This is a genomic window from Sphingomonas molluscorum (assembly GCF_039522995.1).
GTDB classification, from domain to species: domain Bacteria; phylum Pseudomonadota; class Alphaproteobacteria; order Sphingomonadales; family Sphingomonadaceae; genus Sphingomonas; species Sphingomonas molluscorum.
Genome location: NZ_BAAAEL010000012.1, coordinates 209,237 through 226,769, shown reverse-complemented (window position 1 = coordinate 226,769; position 17,533 = coordinate 209,237). Strand labels below are relative to the sequence as shown.

Below are 17,533 nucleotides of genomic sequence, written 5' to 3'. Positions count from 1 at the left end.
CTTCTTCTCCGCAATCGCCCTCGCTGCCACCGTCATCTTCTGGCTGTGATCAACGAGTCCTGACCCTAAGGGACCTCATAATTTCGCGATTCTTGAGGATCAACAGTTCTAACGAAGCCTCGATTTTGTTATGAAGAGAGGCCAGGGAGATTGCTCCATGTCGTCAGAAACTTGCAGTGATGACCAGCCTGACGAGGCCACCGAAATGCCCGTCCGTCTGCGCGCATCCGATTATTTTTGGAAACCTTGGCACGCAAAGCTCTGGTGGGTGGCAATTCCAGTCTATTGGGCATTGGCCGGTGGTCCGACGCGGATCGAATGGCTGGCTGGCTTCTATGAGAGCGGCTACGCGGTCATCACCAACATCGTGTTCCTTCCGGTAACGGCTCTACTGATACTCGGGTTCGGATATTTCCGGCGGCGCCTCGATGAAGGCGAGCCGGTTGACCCTTATATCGATTTTGGAGACGGCACCCGTCGTCTCCCGGGGCTGCCCCACCCAACCATGGATGAGTTCAATCCTCGCTCGGGTCCGCGTTGGATTGGCAACCACGGGCGCGATGAGCTCCTGCGCTAGTCCTTCCTAGTCTTGTAGGTTGGATCGCCATCGCCGCCGCTATGGTCGCGATCGGTAGTGAACCTCCCACCCTTGAGGATTGCCGACTGTTCCATTGAGGTGATGGGCGCCGCGTAATCCCATGTTCCTCGTCCCGAGTCCGAATTCTCGAGATAGCGGTTCCGTAGCCCGTCACTACCCATGATCTGGCGCCCAAGTTCCTGCGAGAAGGTTGTTTCCGGATCGTTTGATCGGGCCGCTGACCTCTCCGCCGCGGCTATCGCAGAGCGAACATCATAGTTCGTTATGTCCATTGTCGAAATTGCTCTGGAGCTTGTCGAGCCGGTGTCACGGCTCTCTATTCCAACGTGGGCTCCTGCTTGTCCGCGACTTCCCCGCGAAGCTTTGCCAGTCGTTCCACCTCTTCCCGATCGCTCTGCTTCGCCCGAACCGACAGTTGCACCACCCCCAAGATTGGCGCCCCACGACGTACCCATCGTCGTCTGCTTCTCGGCGCTGCGTGAAAGCGACCGCTGCCAGCCGGTCTGCGCCATGATGGCCTGAACGTCCCGCTGGAGCGTGTCGGCGACCTGGGGCTTGAGCCGCCACTCGCCCTTGCGGTCCATCTCGAACCCGCCGCGCAACCAGTTCGCCATTGCCGTGCGGCCTTCCTCGCCGCCTCCCATGAAATGCTCGATCGTGTCGGGGCCGGCCTGCTTGCCTGCCTCGAACCGGGTGCTGGTGTCGCTGCGCGCCGATTGCTGGAAGCCGGCGCTGCTGGAGACGAGCAGGTCATTGTCCGCGAAGCTGAACCGGGCCGATCCGCCGTTCGCGAGCGCGCCGAACTGGCTCTCGTTGATCAGACCGGCGCGAAGCAGCTGGCCCGCGCGCTCTGGGGTGACATTCATCGCCAGATCGCCATTCTGCGCCATGGCGATCTCGCGCTTCGACATGGTAACGCCCTCGGCGCGCAGGAGGCCCTGCATGCGGCTCAGCCGCTCATTGTCGACGATGCGGGTGAGCCGTTCGTTGCGCGCGCGGTCGGCGACGCCCGCCGCGCCGCCTTCGGCCGTATCTACCTGATTGCCGGCGGTCCGGCTGAGCGCCTGAATGAAGCTGTCGAGCCGCGCTGCTTCACGGGTCGATACACCGGCGGCGGACGCGCCTTCCGCGAAGCCGAAATTCTCGGACTGCCGGCGTTGCTCGCCAATCCGTGCAGCCGAACGTGTGCCTCCCGTACCTACCTCGCGCTGCGCATCGAGCTTGCCCGAACGCTCGGCGAAGTCATAAGCCGCCGCTTCGCGCGTGCGACCATAGACGCTGGTACCCTCGCGCCCGGCCTCCGCTGTCGCCCCATCTGCGGTGCCGACCTGTGTGGCCACATTGTAGGTCTCGAGCGCGCGCAGGATCTGCGCCTCGTTGCGACCGGTAGCGCGGGAGAGTTGGGAAACGGCAGAGCTTCGTGCCTCGCCCGAGAGCGCATTGATGAAGCCGATGCGGCGCGCGGTCTCCTGGGGGGAGAGGCCGAGCATCTGGGAGGCATCGCGCTGACCCTGGTTGGTGCCGGTGCGCAGGGCCTGCTCGGTCGCGACATTGCCGCGCTCGACGGCCGCCACCTGGTCTCCGGCGAAGTCGCGGCGGCCTTGCATCGCGCCTACCTGCGTCTGCGCGGATGTCAGGTCGTTGGCGATCATTTGTTCCTGATCATAAGCGTTGGCGATCAGCTTGGCGAAGGTCGGGTCGGACTGAGCCTCGCCGATCACTCCAGACGCCTTGAGCTCGGCATCCTTCGCCGAGTAGCCGCCGCGCTCGAAATGCCGCGTCGCGGCCTGCATCATCATGCCGTAGGCGCGCTGGTCGCCGAACGCCCGCCACTGGACGAGGTTCTGGGCGAAGGCGCCGAACGCCTTCTCGCCAGCCTCGCCTTGGCCAAAATAGCTGGTGCCGAGTTTCCGCAGCGCGTCCTTCTCGGCGAACTGGTGGATGGCGCTGGTCGCGGCGTTGGCCCGGACGGCGCGCGCGACGGCGGGGTCGGCGAGATCGCGGCCGCCAAGTGCCGGTGAGAGCGAGCCCATCTGGCGTGCGCCTTCGATTCCGCCAAGCGCGAACGCAGTGCCGCCCCCCGTTCCCGGCCGTTCGCCGATGATCCGGTTCGCCTCTCCGAATACCCGGTTGCTTCCGAAGGTCGACCTTTCCCCGAAATCCCCGAAGCTGCCCGAGGCATTGGCGCGGGCGCGGGTGCCGGCGGCCGATGCCTGGCTCTCGAGCGCCGAGGCAAAGCCCTCGCTAGTCGCGATCGGCGCGGCCGCGGCGGCGCCCTGATGCGCAACGCCGAGCGCGCCGCTGGTGAAGGAGGTGAACACGTTACCCGAGAAGCGGAAGACGGTGAACACGAACGCACCGGCCAGCCCGGCCGCGGCCGTGCGGAAGCTGCCAAAGATCGCGAGCGCCTTCATCGCCGCGGATGGCGCCAGCAGCCAGGCGTTAGCCGCGAGCGCGTTCGATCGCATCTCCTGGAGGACGTCGGCGGCGCGGCCCAAAGTGAGCTGGTAGATGCCGGCGTCGATCACGCCCCAAAGCGCCACGAACACGAACAGGCCGAGCGCGAAGCTCGCCACCCGCATGTTGATCGGGGTCAAGATGAACAGCAGTGCCACGGGGATCATGAAGAGCATGATCGCGAACACGGTCGCGCGGATCGTCGGCATCCATTCATTCGCGACCGACATGGTGGCGAGCCCGTTGGAGACGACCGCCCGATTGGCCATGACCCGCGCCGCGGTCGCCGGCGAATCCTCGAACAGCACGTCGCCGACGGTGTTGGCGAGCATGATATGCGTCAGCAGCGACTGTGCGGTCAGCGGACGCCCGAGCATCATCTGCCCCATCTCGCCGAGTTGCTGCCGGCACCGGGCGAGCTGCTGGGCATTGCCGGCATCGAACCCGGTGCGCGCGCACACCTGCCGGCTATAGCCCTCGAACAGGGTCGGGTCGGACAGTCGGCCCGAGATGTGGTCCCAGGCGTCGGTACAGCTCACCGTCGTGCCGCCCTTGTCGCTTTCGGCATAGACCGTCGAGAAGGTCGCCGGCCCCGCCATTGCCGCGAAGGCCGCAGGCAAGTCGGTGGTCGTGCGGAACAGCTTGTCGTCATCGACGCCGTATGCTGCCGAGACGCGCGCGACCGGATAGCATTGGCGGACATAATCCTTGATCGTCGCATCGAGGAAGGTGTCGGTCATCGGCCCGCGCGGGCTGACGGCGTTCAGGAAGAGATCGAACGAATGCCCGCCCGCGCCGAACTCGATTTTGGCGTTCGGATCGAGGGTATTGTCGTCGATCGTCTCGACCAGCGCCCGCTCGATCATGTTGGTGGCGCCGGCGATCAGCACCAGCAGGACGGGCACGTCGCCGACTGGCTGATAGGCGTTGCGGACCCGGTCATAGACGTGAACCGTGCCGGTGGTGGCGACGAGACCGACGAACAGTCCGATGCCGATCAGGATCTGGAACCCGAACGCGACGAGCCCCATGCCGGAACCGCGCACGCTGGCAAGGAGTGCCCCGAGCGCGATCCCGACGGTCGCGATGATCAGGACCAGTGTCTCGTAGCGCGGGTCGCCAAAGATCATCGATACCAGCCGGAACGCGTCGACCGTCTCCGCGAAGCCGTCATAGGTGTGGAAGCTGGTCTCGACCGCAAGGGCGGGCGAAGCGACGAGCAAGGCGGGGAGGGCGGCGAGGATACGGGCGAGGCGGCGCATGGAGGGCTCCCCGGCTATTGGTTGCGGTTCGAGGCGGCGCCGGCGGCGTCGCGCGCATCGCGGTCGCGCTGGCGGATCAGTCCGGCATAATTGGCGGAGAGGTTCGCCTGGCCTAGCGCGGCCATATAGCTCTGGCGCATCTGCGCGCGCTGCCGCAGCACCTCGTCGCGCAGATCGCGCAGCTGCTCGATCCCCTTGGTCAGAATACGCGTCTGACAGATGTTGGCGCTGTTTCCGTCGGAGGCGCCCGCAGCGCTCGCGCCGCGCTCGGCGTTGCTGACGGCGAAGTCGATCGAACGGGTGAGGTCGTTGAGCATCTGATAGGCCAAGGTGAGCGCCACCAGCTCGTCAGTGTCGCCGATCACCGAATCCACCACGCCCTGGCGGACGCCCCATTCGAGCATCCGGTAGACCGGCAGCGTCCGGACATTGGCTACGAACTGCCGCTCTTCCGCCGACAAGGCCGCGCGGGTGCGGATCTTGGTCGCGATCGACTGCATCCGCTCGCGGGCAAGTACGAGCGCGCCGCGGCCCGGGCCGTCCTGCGAGCAGTCCGCGCCGGTCGGCGGCATGTTCAGCGAGCGTTTCTGCACGCGCCCAGTCAGAAAATCCTGCGCGCTTTCCGTATCCTGTGCAGGACATTGCGGAATCGCCGTGAACAGCGGCACTTTGTCGGCGGGGTCCCAGCGCATATAGACGTCGCCGACGCGGGCGCGCATCACGCTCGCCCAGTCGCCCGCGCCGACGCGCGTCGCCGCATGGCCGAGCAGCGAGCCGGTACGGAAGATGTCGGTGACTTCCGCGGGGCAATTCGTGAGCGCCTCGCGGAGATCCTCGGTCGGATTGTTCTTGTTCGCCTCGATCCGCTCGCGGCTCTGCTGGTAGCTCTTCGAAAAGCCCTGCTTGACCGAGCGGTATCCGGTCATCTCCTCGATGATCCCCGACATGTTCTCGTCGCCTCTGGCGATCTGGACCATGCGGTTGGCGAGCCGGCAGTCATTGACCTGTATCGAGTTCAGATAGTTGGTCGCCGCCTCCATCTTCGAGATGATGTTGCCCATCTTTTCGTCGAGCGTTTCGAGCAGATACTGGAACGCGACGGCGGGTGCCGCCTGGAGGATGCTCTCGAGTTTCTGCACGAGATAATCGGGGTCGAGGAACGACATGCCGCCGAGGAACATGTCGATTCCGCCGCAGCCGGCTTTCACCTTGGGGAGCGTCACCGACATGAGATAGTCGTTATGGACATCGACCCGGCCGGACATGCCGCCCGCGGTCACATAGCCCCGGGTCTGATCCTCGAAGCTGCCCGGGCTCGTATAGGTGACATTGTCGAACCAGCTTTCCGCCCAGCTCTGGGCGTTCGCCGGACTGGCGCCGGCAGCAATGGCGAGCGTCAGCCCAGCGAGGAGAAGTCGAACGCGTGCAAGGCTCGGGAACATGGCGGGCTCCTGTGAGATCGGATGGAAAGGGGAGACGCTGTGCCCGCCATTGCTCAGCGCCTCGATCGCGACGGTTGCGGCATCCCGACGATGCCGGTGAATTTCGACATGGCGCGCACGCCGACCGCTGGCCTGACTCCGGTCAGCATCTTCGCCGCGAGATAGAGGTTGCGCGCCAGGTTGGGCGCATGGTCGGTGCCGATGGCGACAGGAACAATGCGCTCGGGATCGGTGAGCGGCCTGACCCAGGCGACCGGGTTGCCGACCCAGGGCAGGCCGAGCCGCCCCGAGCGGAGCATCGCCTCCTGTGTACCGATCGTGCGGACGCGCCAGCGATAGCGCTGCGCCAGGCCGGTGAGCTTGGTCCACAGGTCGCCGCAGGGGACGCAGCCGGGGCTGGTGGTCATCTCGATGACGAACGCGGGCCCCTGACCACGCAGCGTCGCGTCGAAGTCGTCCGGATAGTCCTTCGTAACGGGCACCCGTGACAGCCAGGTCTGCATCGCCTTGCTATCGGCGACGGGATGGATAGCGGCGCGCATCGCCTGGTCGCGCGTCACGGGTTGCGCCTGCGCGGTCGAGCCCGCGGCGATTGCCGCGATCGCGATGCCGATCGGGAGCGGAAAGCGTCTCATTGATCGCGCCCGGCATTGGCATCGACGAGATCGCCGCCGAGGGCTCGGGGATCGGTCGCGGAAACCGGGCCATTGGCGAGAGCGTCGAAGAAACCGTCATCCTCGCCGGGACCGGTCAGGAATTGCTCGGGCCGGATATCGCCGCGAAGCAACCGGACCGCCTGATAGGCCATCTGCGCAAGGTTGGGATAAGCCTCGACGCCGCTCGCGATTGTCATGCGCTGCGCACTGCCGCGGCGGATCACCATCGTCGTCGGCGTGATCTCGACGCCGAACCGCTGGCTAACCTCGGGACGCCTGTCGACGTCCATCAGCGTGACCTGCCAGCCCATTTCCTCCTGGAAGCGCTGCACGATCGGCCACTGCACGCGGCAATATCCGCAGGTCGAGCGCGAGAACATGACGAGCGCGAACTCACCCGCATGCGCGCGGAGATAAGAACGGCGGATGGCATCCTTCTGCGCCGTCAGCTCGGAGCGGGCGTCGCCGACCATCGGGTTGGCGGATTTCGAATTGAGTTCCGGGTTCTGGAGCATTGCGAGCTGGGTCACGCCCGCAAAGGCCCGCGCCTTGCGCCGCGCAAAATCCTGGAGTCGCCAAAAGTCGGTGACAGCATCGACCGTCAGGACCGTCGCCGCATAATCGCGCTGCTGCTCGATCAGCTTGCGGATCTTCGGGGGCGTCCAGGTCGCCAGTTCGGCCATCGGGGGGATCGCCGGCTTGTGAAGCGCTTCCGGGTCATCCTCCGCCGGGGTGGAGGGCTTTGGCGCCTCGTACCACCAATAGCCCTGCTTGCGGGGGGCATCGGGTGCCGGCTCGCTCAGCGGCCGGCTCGCAGTACCTTGCGCAAAGGCGGGTGCGGCCGACAGGGACATGGCGATAGCGAACGCGACCAGGGGACGGCGGCCGATCACAGCAATCGCTCCATGCGCGTGAGAGTGGCGATCGGCACTAGGCCGAAATAGCGGCTGTCGAACCCTCGGGGATGGTTCGAGCCAACGTAGATCATGCCGGCGGGGACCACGCCGCTCCACTGCATGTGGTCGAGCTTCTGCCCGTGGATGCCGTAAGGCAGGCTGACCCCGAGCAACTCGCCATTGCAGAAATAATAGCCATCGAAGGCATTTCGCGCTGCCACCGAGGGTTTTTCGATCTTGGTCAGGCGGTCGCCCGGCATACACAGGGCATGTTTGGTCACCTTGACCGGCTTTGGACCGGCGATCGGATGATGGAGCGTGAACATGACATAATCACCCCGGGCGATCGGACCCGGCGCCTGCCGGACCGCGAAGGCGTCGATCGACGGCGTCATCACCAGACTGACCTTGGGAAGCGCGATTCCAGCGACAAGCGCAACCGGCAGGACGACCGCCAGAACCTGCCACAAGCGTTCCGGCCTCGCGGGCTCGCCATTGCCCGGTGCGCCGAGTGCGACAGCGGCCTTGCCGGGCAAGCGCCGCAGCCGAGGCCAGAGGCCGAGCAGGGCGCTAGCGAGCGCCCAGAAGAGCCTGAGCATCTCGTACCTCCCTGTCTCCGCCCAGCCGGGCATATTCCTCGAACATGCCCGAGAGTGCGCTGTCGCCGTAGACGACGTGCGACGCCCTCGGGCTCTCATCCTCCCGCTCGCAATAGGCCTGGGTCGGGTCGCCCGGGATCATCGCGAGCGCCGGCACCCGGCTGACCGCGTGCTGGCGAAATACCATCGGGTCGATGATGACCTGGACGCTGCGCATAGCGCAGGACGGACCCTCGCAGCCGGGATCGAGCCGCAAAATCTCCGCCGTCAGCTTCGCCATCGGACCGACCTTGCGCAACCCGCCGGGAATCCCGCGAAACGCGATCACGCCGTGGACGCGTTCGAGCTGGGCGGCATAGGCCCGGAGTACCGGCACCGGCATCGAGGACGACACGAACAGCACCGGCACCCACGCCTTGATCGCACGGGCAGCGCCTGCCTTCGCCACGGCTTCCATCTCGCCGGGCTCGAGACCGAGTGCCTGGCGTAGGCGTTTCGCCTGCGCCTCGCGCTCTGCCGCCATGCGCGCTTCTCCCGAAGCCAAAGCGGCGCGGGCGCGCGCGTCGATCGCGGGAGCGGGCAGGCGTTTGCGCAGGCCTTCAAAGGCACGTCGGCGTTCGGCTTCGCTGGCAGGTTGCGGCAGCCTCGGATCGGGCACGTCGGTCCGTTCACGCTTCGCTCGGGACACGGCGCCCTTCACGCGTTCCATCGCGGCGTCGCCCTGGTCCTGGATCTTGTCGCGGGACGAGTCCTGGGCGAGCGCCGCAGTCGCCAGTAGCAAGCCTAGCGCCGCCAGCACGCTATTGGTCGATGGCGTTGAGATACGCATCCACGCGCTCCTTCATATCGATCTGGATGTCGGATTGGGCGCGGGCCTCGATGTCCGCATAATATTCGGAGAGGTCGATCTTGCTGAAATCCAGCGCCTGAAATTCCTCGGGCGTGAAGCCGCGGCAGATCGGCTTTTTGGGCGTGCCCCAGCCGACTCCGTTGAAGGATTTGAGCTGCGGGCGGCCCTGCTCCTGGATGATCCGACCGAGCTTGGTGTTGAAGCAGCAATGGCCGCGCGCCTTTTGCAGGCAGACGCCGAGGAAGCTCGCGGTGCAATAGCTGCCGACCTCGTGGCACATGCCCGAGCCGCGCAGCATCGCGGTCTCCATGTCCTGCTGGTCGCAGCCGGAGAACAGGAACTCGACCATGAAATTGATCGCAAGGCTGATCGCGATCGAGGTCGGATCGAGCCCGATGATCAAGGCGTTCGCCCCGGCGCTGGCCGCCTGGCCCGCCGTCGCTCCGGCACGGAACGCCGTGAACGCCGCGCTCATGCCGGTAAAGACGCCTTTGGCGACGGCGATCTTGGTACCGATCGAGCCGATCGACGAGCCCATGCCGTCCTTGACGATCTTGCCCTTGTCCTTGCAGCAATTGGACAGCGTGTTGCTGATCCCGGGCGGGCGGCAGCGCATACCGCGACCGCTGAAGATCTCGACGGTGCCGAGGCAATTGCCCTCGGCGTCGACTGGGCCGTCGGCGGGGACGCCGGAGTCGTCGACCGGGGGCTCCTCGACGATCGGGGTGCTGGAGAGATCCGCGCAACTGTTCGGCGAACAGGCCGGCCCGCCATCCTGCGCGAGGCAGGCATATTGGGGCCCGAGCGGGCAGCTATAGCTGCCGCCGGGCTGCTCGACGCACGAGACTTTCTCGAGCGGGCATTGATACTGGCCGGCGGACGTCATCTCGCACGACGCGAACTCCCCACTGTCGCTGGCGTCGCCATTGCCGTTGAGATCGGCCGCGCACATCTGCTGGCCTGCCCCGGGATTAGGCCCATGACCGGGACCAGGGCCCGGGCCGGGATCGACCGGGGGTTCGCCCGGCTCTCCGGGCAGATCCGGTTCGGGATTGACCGGCAGCGCGAGGGCGCGCTCGGAAGGCTGCGGCGCCATGACCTGTGCGTGCGCGAGGCCGGACGCCATGAGGAGCGCGGCGCCCGCCAGCATCCAACAGGCGGCCATGCGCGGGGTGAGGAAGTGCCAGCGGGTCATTGCGGGGCCGCCGTGCATACGAGGTCGGCACCGGCCAGCCGGACGGTCTGCATCATCACCACTGCCTCCGGGAAATCGTCCAGGCAGCCGCACGCCGAGACGATTTCCTCGCCTGGCCCTGCCGGGCAGACATTGTTCGTGCCGCAGCTATGGTAGAAAATGTCGAACGAGGCGGGATCGTTCTGCTGGCTGCCGACCACCCCCGCAGGAGCGGCGGCGTTGTTCACACGCGGGGCGCGCGTCTTGCAGATTGGCTCGCAGGCAGGGACGGAGCCCCGATCCGGAAGCGCGAACGGCCGTGTCGACGCAGAGAAGCTACCGTCGCTGTTGCGGGTGCGATCGGCGAGCATCGTCTCGGTCGATCGATCGAGGATGTACGCGCCGCGGCTGAGGTCGGGCTGGGGCAGCGTCCCATTGTCGATCTCGCAACTGTAGCTACGCTCCTTCAAGAAGAAGTCGCGCCGCAATTCGACCGCACAGGCACCGTTCCCGAGGATGCGTGTTTGCGGAAGCGGACGCAGCCCGGTCTGGACGCCCGCCCGGAAGGTCTGGACACCATCGACATTCTCGTCGGTCAGGCGGCAGCGCGAATCCGAGGCGGTGGGCGCGCACAGATCGACGACCTGCTCGGTGGTGCGGCAGCTGGTGTCGAGCTCGACATGGATTTGCGCGAACGCTTCGCCTTCGCCGCCGACGGCGACCCGCAGCCAGATCTCGTGGTCGCCGGGCGTCAGATATGGCTTGAGGTCGAGGTTCGGATAATTGTGCCAGGTCTTGCTCCGTTCGCATTTGGAGCCGGGCAACGAGGACGAGGTCCATGAGCCCGGATCGGCCAGCACCAGATTGCCGTCGATTCGGACCTGCGCCGCGTCGTCGAAATAGATATGGCTCAGCCGCGCGTCGCGGATGCGATCGGCCGCGCCGACGTGCAGCACCATCCGATAGTCGAACAGCCGGCAATTGCCGCCGCGCAGTGAATCGTCCGTGGGCGATCCCATCAGCCAGTCGATCGACGTAGGGCTGCGCACTTCAGAATAACCGCCGGCGACCCGCGAGATGATGTCGTCGGGGCCGACCTCGTCCATCGCGACCTGCCGCTCGATCGTGCAGCGGCGTGTTTGCTGTCCCTTGGCCGACCCAGCGGGCGAGGCGGCGAGCGCTTGGAACACCGCGTTGCCGGTCGATGCAGCGACCGCGTCCCCGGCAAGCGCATTGGGCGTCGCCCGATAGACAGTCTGCGGCAGCTCCGGATTGCTCGAGCAGGCGGTCGATTGCGCGCCGACATAGCGGATGCTCGGTCCGTCGATCACCGCCTGCGCGACCCCGATCCTTGGGTCCACCGTGGTCAACGCGCCGATCATCCCGCCGCCAAGATCGCCCAGCACCGAGGGAAGGTTGCCCCAGGCGAGATTGGCGCCGCAGCTATTGTTGATGCAGTAGCAGCCGGCGAGTTCGGGCATGTTGACCTCGGTGAGCTTGAGGCGGCGAGCGGCGTCCACGTCCCAGCGGAAATAGTTGCACAGGCTCCAGCTGCCGGGCTGGCACGAGATCACGCCGTTCGCGCAAATGCCGGAGACCGGGACGGGCAGGGTGATGCGGCTGTCGACAGTGCCGTCCATATCCGTGTCGCGGGCGATCTGGACCGTGCCGAGGTCTCCGGTCGAGGCCGGCTGCACCACCACTTCCATCAGCGTCGCCGTCTTCTGGCAGGCGAGGTTGGGCGTGAATGTCTTGCTGCTATCGACCGTGGTGATCGGCTGGCCGGAGAGGCCGGGCGTCACATAGTTGCGCTGGATCGCTTCACTGTCGGCCGATTTGGCGCGGGAGGCCTCGGCCGCGGTGCGCGCGCGATCTTCCATCGACTGGGCGAGCACGGCCGCGGGCAGGAACAGGGTGGCCAGCGCGGTCGCTTTCACGGCCCAGACGAGAGGAGAGCATCTGGAGCGTGGGGGGAGCGAAACGACCGCGCTGGCCGGGGGTGGAGCGGCGCCGCAGGGGGGCTTCGACGCCGCTCCTGTCTCGTGCGCGCGCCGGCGGCCGTCAGGGCCTTGGCGGGCAGACCTCCGGTATATGCCGGCGGCGTCCACGAGACGTTCGGGAAAGGGGTAGGGGACAGGCGATCCGCTCATGGCACCGGGATCCCGGCGCAGCAGATCACCTTCTCGAAGAGCATGAACTGGGCATTGTCCTTGCCCGGCGCGTGTTTGCCGCTGGTCCACAGCGAGCCGGGCCTGCCGATATTGACGCACTTGCCGCCCTTGACCGGCTCCATCAGCTGGAGCTTGTAGCGCGACTTGGTCCAGATCGGGCTGGGTTTGAACGAGCAGCCGTCGGACGAGGAAATTGTGAGCGCGCCAAGCCGCCCCATCATGAACGTGCCGCGCGCGGCGAGCCCCGCCCAGGCCTCGACACTGTCGTCGAAATGGATATCGCCGGCGATCGGATAGGTCGCGCCCCAGCTGCCCATGCACCAGAAAAGGGGATCGATGACCTTGCCAGCAGCCGCTGCTGCGCTGTCGCCCATGCAGGCGAGACCCGCGGCGGGATTGCCGAACAAAATGCCTTCGGGCTGGATGATCGCGCCGAGTGTCCCCGACTGCCACGTTGGCAGCACCTCGGTGATCAGCGCGACATCGAACCCGTCATCCTCCAGGCAGGGAAGATCGGTGAACATGTCGAGCATCGCCCAGACCGGCGAGATGTAATAATGCATCTGCGCGAACATCTTGCGCGTGTTGGTGCCATCGGCGATCGACGACTGGCTGCCCTGCAGCCTGCCACCCGTCTTCATGAGATCGGCACCGAGCGCCATCATGCAGCCGGGCTCGGTCACCACATCGACCATGCGGTTGGGAGACCAGTAGGAGACCTTGACCCCGAACCAGAACTGCACGCCCTTTCGGCACGCGCAGAGCGGCTTCGACGCCGATTGCGCATCGAGCGCCTTGTCGAGCTTGTCGTAGCTTCCGACCCGGATGCCGCCGACCGTGATCGGGAAGATGCAGGTCCAGCGGACCTTGGTGATCGGATTGAAGACGCCGCTCTCGCATTTGGAGGCATGCGCCTGACCCGGCCAGCCGAGCGACGCGGCGACGCCGAGGGCGATGCCGATGAGGAAGATGGGCCAGCGCCGAGTCATCGCGCTGCTCCCGGTACGATGTCCGCCAGTTTGCGACTGCGCGGCCCGAACTCGGTGAGCACAAGCTTCTGCCCCGCCTGCGCAACCACGACGGGCGCGACGGTGAGGCCGAGCCGTTCCTTGACCCGCTCCTCGAGGATGTAGATCGCGCGGCCCGTCTTCTCGGTCAGCGTTATCGGATCGCCATTCTCTTGTCCGAGTGCGGTCAGCAGGATGAAATCGCTCTGCCTCGCGGTCCGCAGCGCCCAGGCGAGATCGCGCGGATGCACGACGACAAGCCGCTGCGGCAGCTTCACGAAGGTCAGCGGGTTGAAGGTGAAGCCCTTGGGGTAGAGCGTCTTACCGCCCGGCAGCGTGATGTCGAAATCGAGCGTGTAAAAGGGGACGACGGTGCGGGTGCGATCGGCAGTCGCCGGCGCGAGCGGCGCGGACTTGAGCGCGCTCCATTTGTCGCGCGGACCGAATGCCTTCGACATGTCGCGCGGCAGCGTCGCAACCTTGGCCTCGATCTCGGACAGCGCATCGGGCTCGGCAATCGGCCAGGTCCGCCCGATCGTGCTGCGTGCCGTCGGAGCTGACTGTGCAGTCTGGGCGTCGGCGGCGATGGCGATGGTGCCGGCGGCCACGACGAGCAGCGCGACGGTCGCGGCCTGGCCAAGCGCCACGAGACGGGCGCGGGGCGGGAAGGGGAGATCAGCGGCCATGGCGGCGCCTCCAGGGTGTGGTGGGAGTATCGGGCGGACCGACGAGCGCGCCGATGAAGGAAGCGCCGGACACGAAGGTCACGATCCAGACCATCAGCCCCAGCCGCTCGGCCACACCCGGTGCAAGCATCAGCAGATAAGTCTGCACGAACAGCAGGACGAAGCCGCCGACGGCGAGGCGCACCGAACCGGGCGAGGGTTTCCCCGAGAGCAAGCCACTCATGACGCCCTCCATTGCTTGAAGCGGGCGAGCAGGCGGGCGCTCCAGACCGAGAGGCCCAGCAGCAGGAGCCCGCTGGCAAGACAGGAGGCCGCCACGATCAGCGCCGCGCGGGCGACCATGGCAGGGGGCTGATCGAGTGCCATGCCGGCGGCAGCGATCAGCACGCCCATCAGCACGGTCTCGATCGCGACAAGCCGAAACTTCCAGACGAAGGACTCGGCCTCGCACCGCGCGGCGACGCGCCCTTCGATGATCGCTTCGAGCTCATCCTCCGAGCCGAGCGAGAGCGGCAGCTGATCGGGGTGCGGTCTCGTGGAGCGGACCATGGCCATCACTCCGCAGCCTGGGCGACCGGGCCCGCCGGTCCGAGGATTTCGGCGGGATCGACGCCGGCGAGCCGGCACACCGCCTCCAGGGGCGAGAGCCCATGCCGGAGCAACGCTTCGAAAGCGGCGACCTCGTCAGGGGCCGACGTGTTGATCCAGTAGGAGAAGGGATCGACGACGAGCCGTGCGATGCCGAGACCGAGCGGCGAGTCGATGAAGACTTCGCTGTAATTGGGTTTGGAGTTGCGGACCGACTTCAGCAGGTCGAGGACGAACCCGGAATAGTCGAGGATCTTGTTCTCGACCGCGCGGTCATAGGTCGAGCCCTGGAGCAGGAAACGCGTCGCAGCATTTTCGAGGATGACCTGGCCGGTGCCGCCGAACAGGGTCAGGTCATTCATCGACTGGAGGACGATACCGAACGAGCCGCGATATTTGCGCGCGCGCCGATAGCCTTGGCCGAATGCTTCGGCGAGGCGGCTCAGATCCTGGCCTTCGGTGCGGGTCATGAACTGCGCAGCTTCGTCGCAGAGAACAAAGCGCGGCCGATCGCGGGCGGAGAGATAAAGCTCCTGCGTGACCGCGTTCACCACGACCATCACGATCACGTTGAAGAGATCGGGCATGGACTTCAGGCGCTCGAGCTCGAGCACGACGAACTCGTCATTTCGAATGTCGAGCGTCGAGGGGCCGTTGAAATAATGGCCGTAGGCGCCGTCCGACCCGAAATCGCGCAGGTTGAACGCCAGTTCGCGCGACGTCGGCACGAGATGCTCGACCCGGTCGAGATCGCTGCCGGCATGGGCCGGATAGGTGCCGAGCCATTCGCGCACCGAATCGATGCCGTGGTCGGCGCGGCCTGTATCGATCGTCCATTGGACCGCCGACTTCAGCAAATTCCATTCGGACGTCGTGACGCCCTTGCGGGTCGAGGCGTTCGCCATCTCGGCGACGATCGCGACCGCCATGGTGATGGCGGACTGTTTGTCGTCGCCGTCGAGCGCAAGCCCCATGTCGAAAGGATTGAGGACGAGCTGCTCCTCGCCGATGTCGATATAGCGACCCGAGCAAAGCGTGCAGAGTTTGCGATAGCTCCCGCCGATATCGATGATCCGGATCAGCGCGCCGCAAGCGTAATATTGCTGGCACAGATTGTTGAGCAGGAAGCTCTTGCCCGCGCCGGATTCGGCCGAGACGATGAAGTTGTAATTGTTGATGCGGGGATCGAAGAGATCGAGCGTGATCAGCTGACCCTTGCGGCCCGTATAAAGGAGGGCAGGGCGCCCGCCGCCGCGGAAGTCGGTCTGGATCGGCGCCATCAGCACCGCCGCCTTCACCGGCATGCGGAAGTCACGCTCGAGCATGCGCATCGTCGTGCGGTCCGGATAGAGTCCGAACGGCAGGCTCATCGTCAGCAAGGTCGGGTTGAGATAGCTCTCTTCCTGCATCGAGAAGGGCAGCGGTTCACCTTCCCACAGGCGCTTGGCGCGCGCGGTGAGATCGCGGGCATGGGCACGGTCGCGGCCGAACACCCAGATCGTCGGAATGACGCGGACGAACTTGGAATTGCCCGCCTCGTCCAGGATCCAGCCGATCTCCTCAATCTGCTTGCCGACCTCCACCGCGAACGAGCCCGCCGCTTTCTGCGCCGAGAGGATCTGCGCGCGCTTGTGAATCTCGAACTGCGAATGATCGAACAGGATGTTGAGCGTGTAGAGGAACGGGCCGCCGATCTGGTCGCTGTCCTCGGCCGAGCCGCGCATGCCGCCGAGCAGCCGGTTGGCGCGTTCCGCGGTGATCCGGCGGGCGGGCGCCTTGGGCGTCAGGCATCGCGCGACCTGGTCGCCGAGAAAGACCTCCTGGCCCTCGAACACCAGGTCCGGTCCCGCATCAATGATCTGCTTGGCGAGCGATGGCGCGCCGATCGTCGCGCCATCGGCGAAGACGCCGGGTGCGGGCCGGGCGACGCCGTTGAAAATGCGTCGGTAGAAAGCGACCATCTCTTCAGGGGGGAGCCGGCGGATGCCGAGCTTGGCGAGCTGTTCTTCCACCTGGCGCCGAAGATCCTCGCCGAGGGGGCGGCGCGTCTTGATCGACAGCAAAGTGCGGAAGTTGCGCACCGGGATGCCGTGCAGGGCTTTCAGGCCGTGTCGTCCTTTGCTGAGATATTCGCGGGTATGGCGCGCCGAGGCCTGGATCAGCGGATCGTCGCGGGTCTTGAGGTCGAGAAAGGCGTCGAGCGCGTCGTCGATCAGCGGGTCGGCAAAGGTGTGGAGCTGGAGGACCGTGCCATCCGGGAAGTGGATATTGAGAAGGCCCTGCAGTGCTCCCTGGACGTGCGCGAACATATACGCGGTCGGCACGATCTCCCAGGCATGGCCCCAGCAATCGTCGATGCACAGGAAGGCCTCGGTCTCCTCGTCCCAGGCAACCAGCGGCAGATAATCCGAATAGGCGTCGCGGCGGACCGCGTTGCGGAGGCGCGCATAGGTGAGCCCCCCGTTCCTGCTGCCGGGACCGCTCATTGCTTCGGTTCCGTCAGCGCGCGGGTCCCAGCCACGGCATGCGCCGCCTCCTCCGCGCCATCGGCCACCGCTGCCGCGGCCGACTCCCGGACCTGGCCCAGGATCGGCGCGCTGGCGGCCTGGCTGGGCGGCGCGACGAGGGTGCCGCCGACCACCCAGACGGGCTTGTCGACGATCGAGTAAACGTAGCGAGGCATGTAGAGCCGGTCGGGCCGTTGCCTGTCGGCATAGGGCAGGATCAGCGTGCGGATCGTCCGGGCGGGCTTGAGCATCGGCGTCACCGGCGATTCGATCAGGCCCTTGAGCTCCTGATAGACGCTGGCGCGATATCCGGCATAGGCGCTCGGGACCGCGGCCTTGCCCCTGCCCCGCACGCGGGCTTCGGCTGACTGGTCGCGGAGCTTCTTGCGGTCGTTGGTGACCGCCGGGTCGGATTTCGAGGCGACACCCGCAACCGCATCCTCATAAGCCCGGTCAGGATGGATGCATTGGCCATGGTCGTCATTCTTGCAGCTGAACTTCTCCGGATAGGGCGACATGAGCGACCCCATCGTCGCGCATCCCGAAAGGAGGAGGCTGGCGCCGGCGAGCGCGAGCGCGCCTGCGCGCGAGGGAAATCTTGGCATGGCGGGGGCTCCCTGGAAGACGGGCGGGCGGCGCA

15 protein-coding genes are annotated in these 17,533 nt (G+C 66.2%); 1 reads left to right on the top strand and 14 read right to left on the bottom strand.

What is annotated here, in order from left to right:
* Window positions 1–157 precede the first annotated feature (157 nt).
* Window positions 158–577 (top strand): hypothetical protein, encoded by a 420-nt coding sequence (locus tag ABDZ92_RS13865; protein ID WP_343763463.1) that lies wholly within the window; start codon window positions 158–160, stop codon window positions 575–577.
* On the opposite strand, the gene ABDZ92_RS13860 is transcribed toward ABDZ92_RS13865, so the two are convergent.
* The 14 genes from ABDZ92_RS13860 to ABDZ92_RS13795 all read right to left on the bottom strand — a co-directional run bounded on the left by ABDZ92_RS13860 (window position 574) and on the right by ABDZ92_RS13795 (window position 17,498).
* Window positions 574–4,317 (bottom strand): conjugal transfer protein TraG N-terminal domain-containing protein, encoded by a 3,744-nt coding sequence (locus ABDZ92_RS13860; protein ID WP_343763460.1) that lies wholly within the window; start codon window positions 4,315–4,317, stop codon window positions 574–576. The genes ABDZ92_RS13865 and ABDZ92_RS13860 overlap by 4 nt on opposite strands.
* Window positions 4,318–4,331: 14 nt before the next feature.
* Window positions 4,332–5,759 carry a conjugal transfer protein TraH gene (locus tag ABDZ92_RS13855; RefSeq protein WP_343763458.1) on the bottom strand — a complete coding sequence of 476 codons (1,428 nt, stop codon included), beginning with the start codon at window positions 5,757–5,759 and terminating at the stop codon, window positions 4,332–4,334.
* Window positions 5,760–5,812: 53 nt separating this feature from the next.
* A complete protein-coding gene (locus tag ABDZ92_RS13850) occupies window positions 5,813–6,394 on the bottom strand; it encodes a hypothetical protein (RefSeq protein ID WP_343763455.1) in 582 nt (193 codons plus the stop codon).
* Window positions 6,391–7,269 (bottom strand): conjugal transfer protein TraF, encoded by an 879-nt coding sequence (locus tag ABDZ92_RS13845; protein ID WP_425542293.1) that lies wholly within the window; start codon window positions 7,267–7,269, stop codon window positions 6,391–6,393. The genes ABDZ92_RS13850 and ABDZ92_RS13845 overlap by 4 nt, the downstream gene beginning before the upstream one ends.
* 35 nt (window positions 7,270–7,304) lie before the next feature.
* Window positions 7,305–7,910, bottom strand: a complete 606-nt coding sequence (locus ABDZ92_RS13840) for a S26 family signal peptidase (protein ID WP_168847378.1) — start codon at window positions 7,908–7,910, stop codon at window positions 7,305–7,307.
* Complete coding sequence (locus ABDZ92_RS13835) at window positions 7,882–8,739, bottom strand: type-F conjugative transfer system pilin assembly protein TrbC (RefSeq protein ID WP_343763450.1); 858 nt, start codon at window positions 8,737–8,739, stop codon at window positions 7,882–7,884. Before ABDZ92_RS13835 ends, ABDZ92_RS13840 begins: the two co-directional genes overlap by 29 nt.
* The gene (traN, locus tag ABDZ92_RS13830; RefSeq protein WP_343763474.1) at window positions 8,711–9,712 is read right to left on the bottom strand and encodes a conjugal transfer protein TraN; all 1,002 of its coding nucleotides are present in this window, start codon (window positions 9,710–9,712) and stop codon (window positions 8,711–8,713) included. The genes ABDZ92_RS13835 and traN overlap by 29 nt, the downstream gene beginning before the upstream one ends.
* Before the next feature lie 239 nt (window positions 9,713–9,951).
* Entirely contained in the window at window positions 9,952–11,814 is a 1,863-nt protein-coding gene (locus ABDZ92_RS13825; RefSeq protein ID WP_343763471.1) for a hypothetical protein, read from the bottom strand.
* A 266-nt stretch (window positions 11,815–12,080) separates the two neighbouring features.
* The gene (locus tag ABDZ92_RS13820; protein ID WP_343763448.1) at window positions 12,081–13,094 is read right to left on the bottom strand and encodes a TraU family protein; all 1,014 of its coding nucleotides are present in this window, start codon (window positions 13,092–13,094) and stop codon (window positions 12,081–12,083) included.
* The gene (locus ABDZ92_RS13815; protein ID WP_343763445.1) at window positions 13,091–13,798 is read right to left on the bottom strand and encodes a conjugal transfer protein TraW; all 708 of its coding nucleotides are present in this window, start codon (window positions 13,796–13,798) and stop codon (window positions 13,091–13,093) included. Before ABDZ92_RS13815 ends, ABDZ92_RS13820 begins: the two co-directional genes overlap by 4 nt.
* The gene (locus ABDZ92_RS13810; RefSeq protein ID WP_168847381.1) at window positions 13,788–14,021 is read right to left on the bottom strand and encodes a hypothetical protein; all 234 of its coding nucleotides are present in this window, start codon (window positions 14,019–14,021) and stop codon (window positions 13,788–13,790) included. Before ABDZ92_RS13810 ends, ABDZ92_RS13815 begins: the two co-directional genes overlap by 11 nt.
* Window positions 14,018–14,353: a hypothetical protein gene (locus tag ABDZ92_RS13805; RefSeq protein WP_343763440.1), complete on the bottom strand. Its 336-nt coding sequence runs from the start codon at window positions 14,351–14,353 to the stop codon at window positions 14,018–14,020. The genes ABDZ92_RS13810 and ABDZ92_RS13805 overlap by 4 nt, the downstream gene beginning before the upstream one ends.
* Window positions 14,353–16,872, bottom strand: a complete 2,520-nt coding sequence (locus tag ABDZ92_RS13800) for a TraC family protein (RefSeq protein WP_343763437.1) — start codon at window positions 16,870–16,872, stop codon at window positions 14,353–14,355. The genes ABDZ92_RS13805 and ABDZ92_RS13800 overlap by 1 nt, the downstream gene beginning before the upstream one ends.
* Entirely contained in the window at window positions 16,869–17,498 is a 630-nt protein-coding gene (locus tag ABDZ92_RS13795) for a TraV family lipoprotein (protein ID WP_343763435.1), read from the bottom strand. Before ABDZ92_RS13795 ends, ABDZ92_RS13800 begins: the two co-directional genes overlap by 4 nt.
* Window positions 17,499–17,533: the final 35 nt, after the last annotated feature.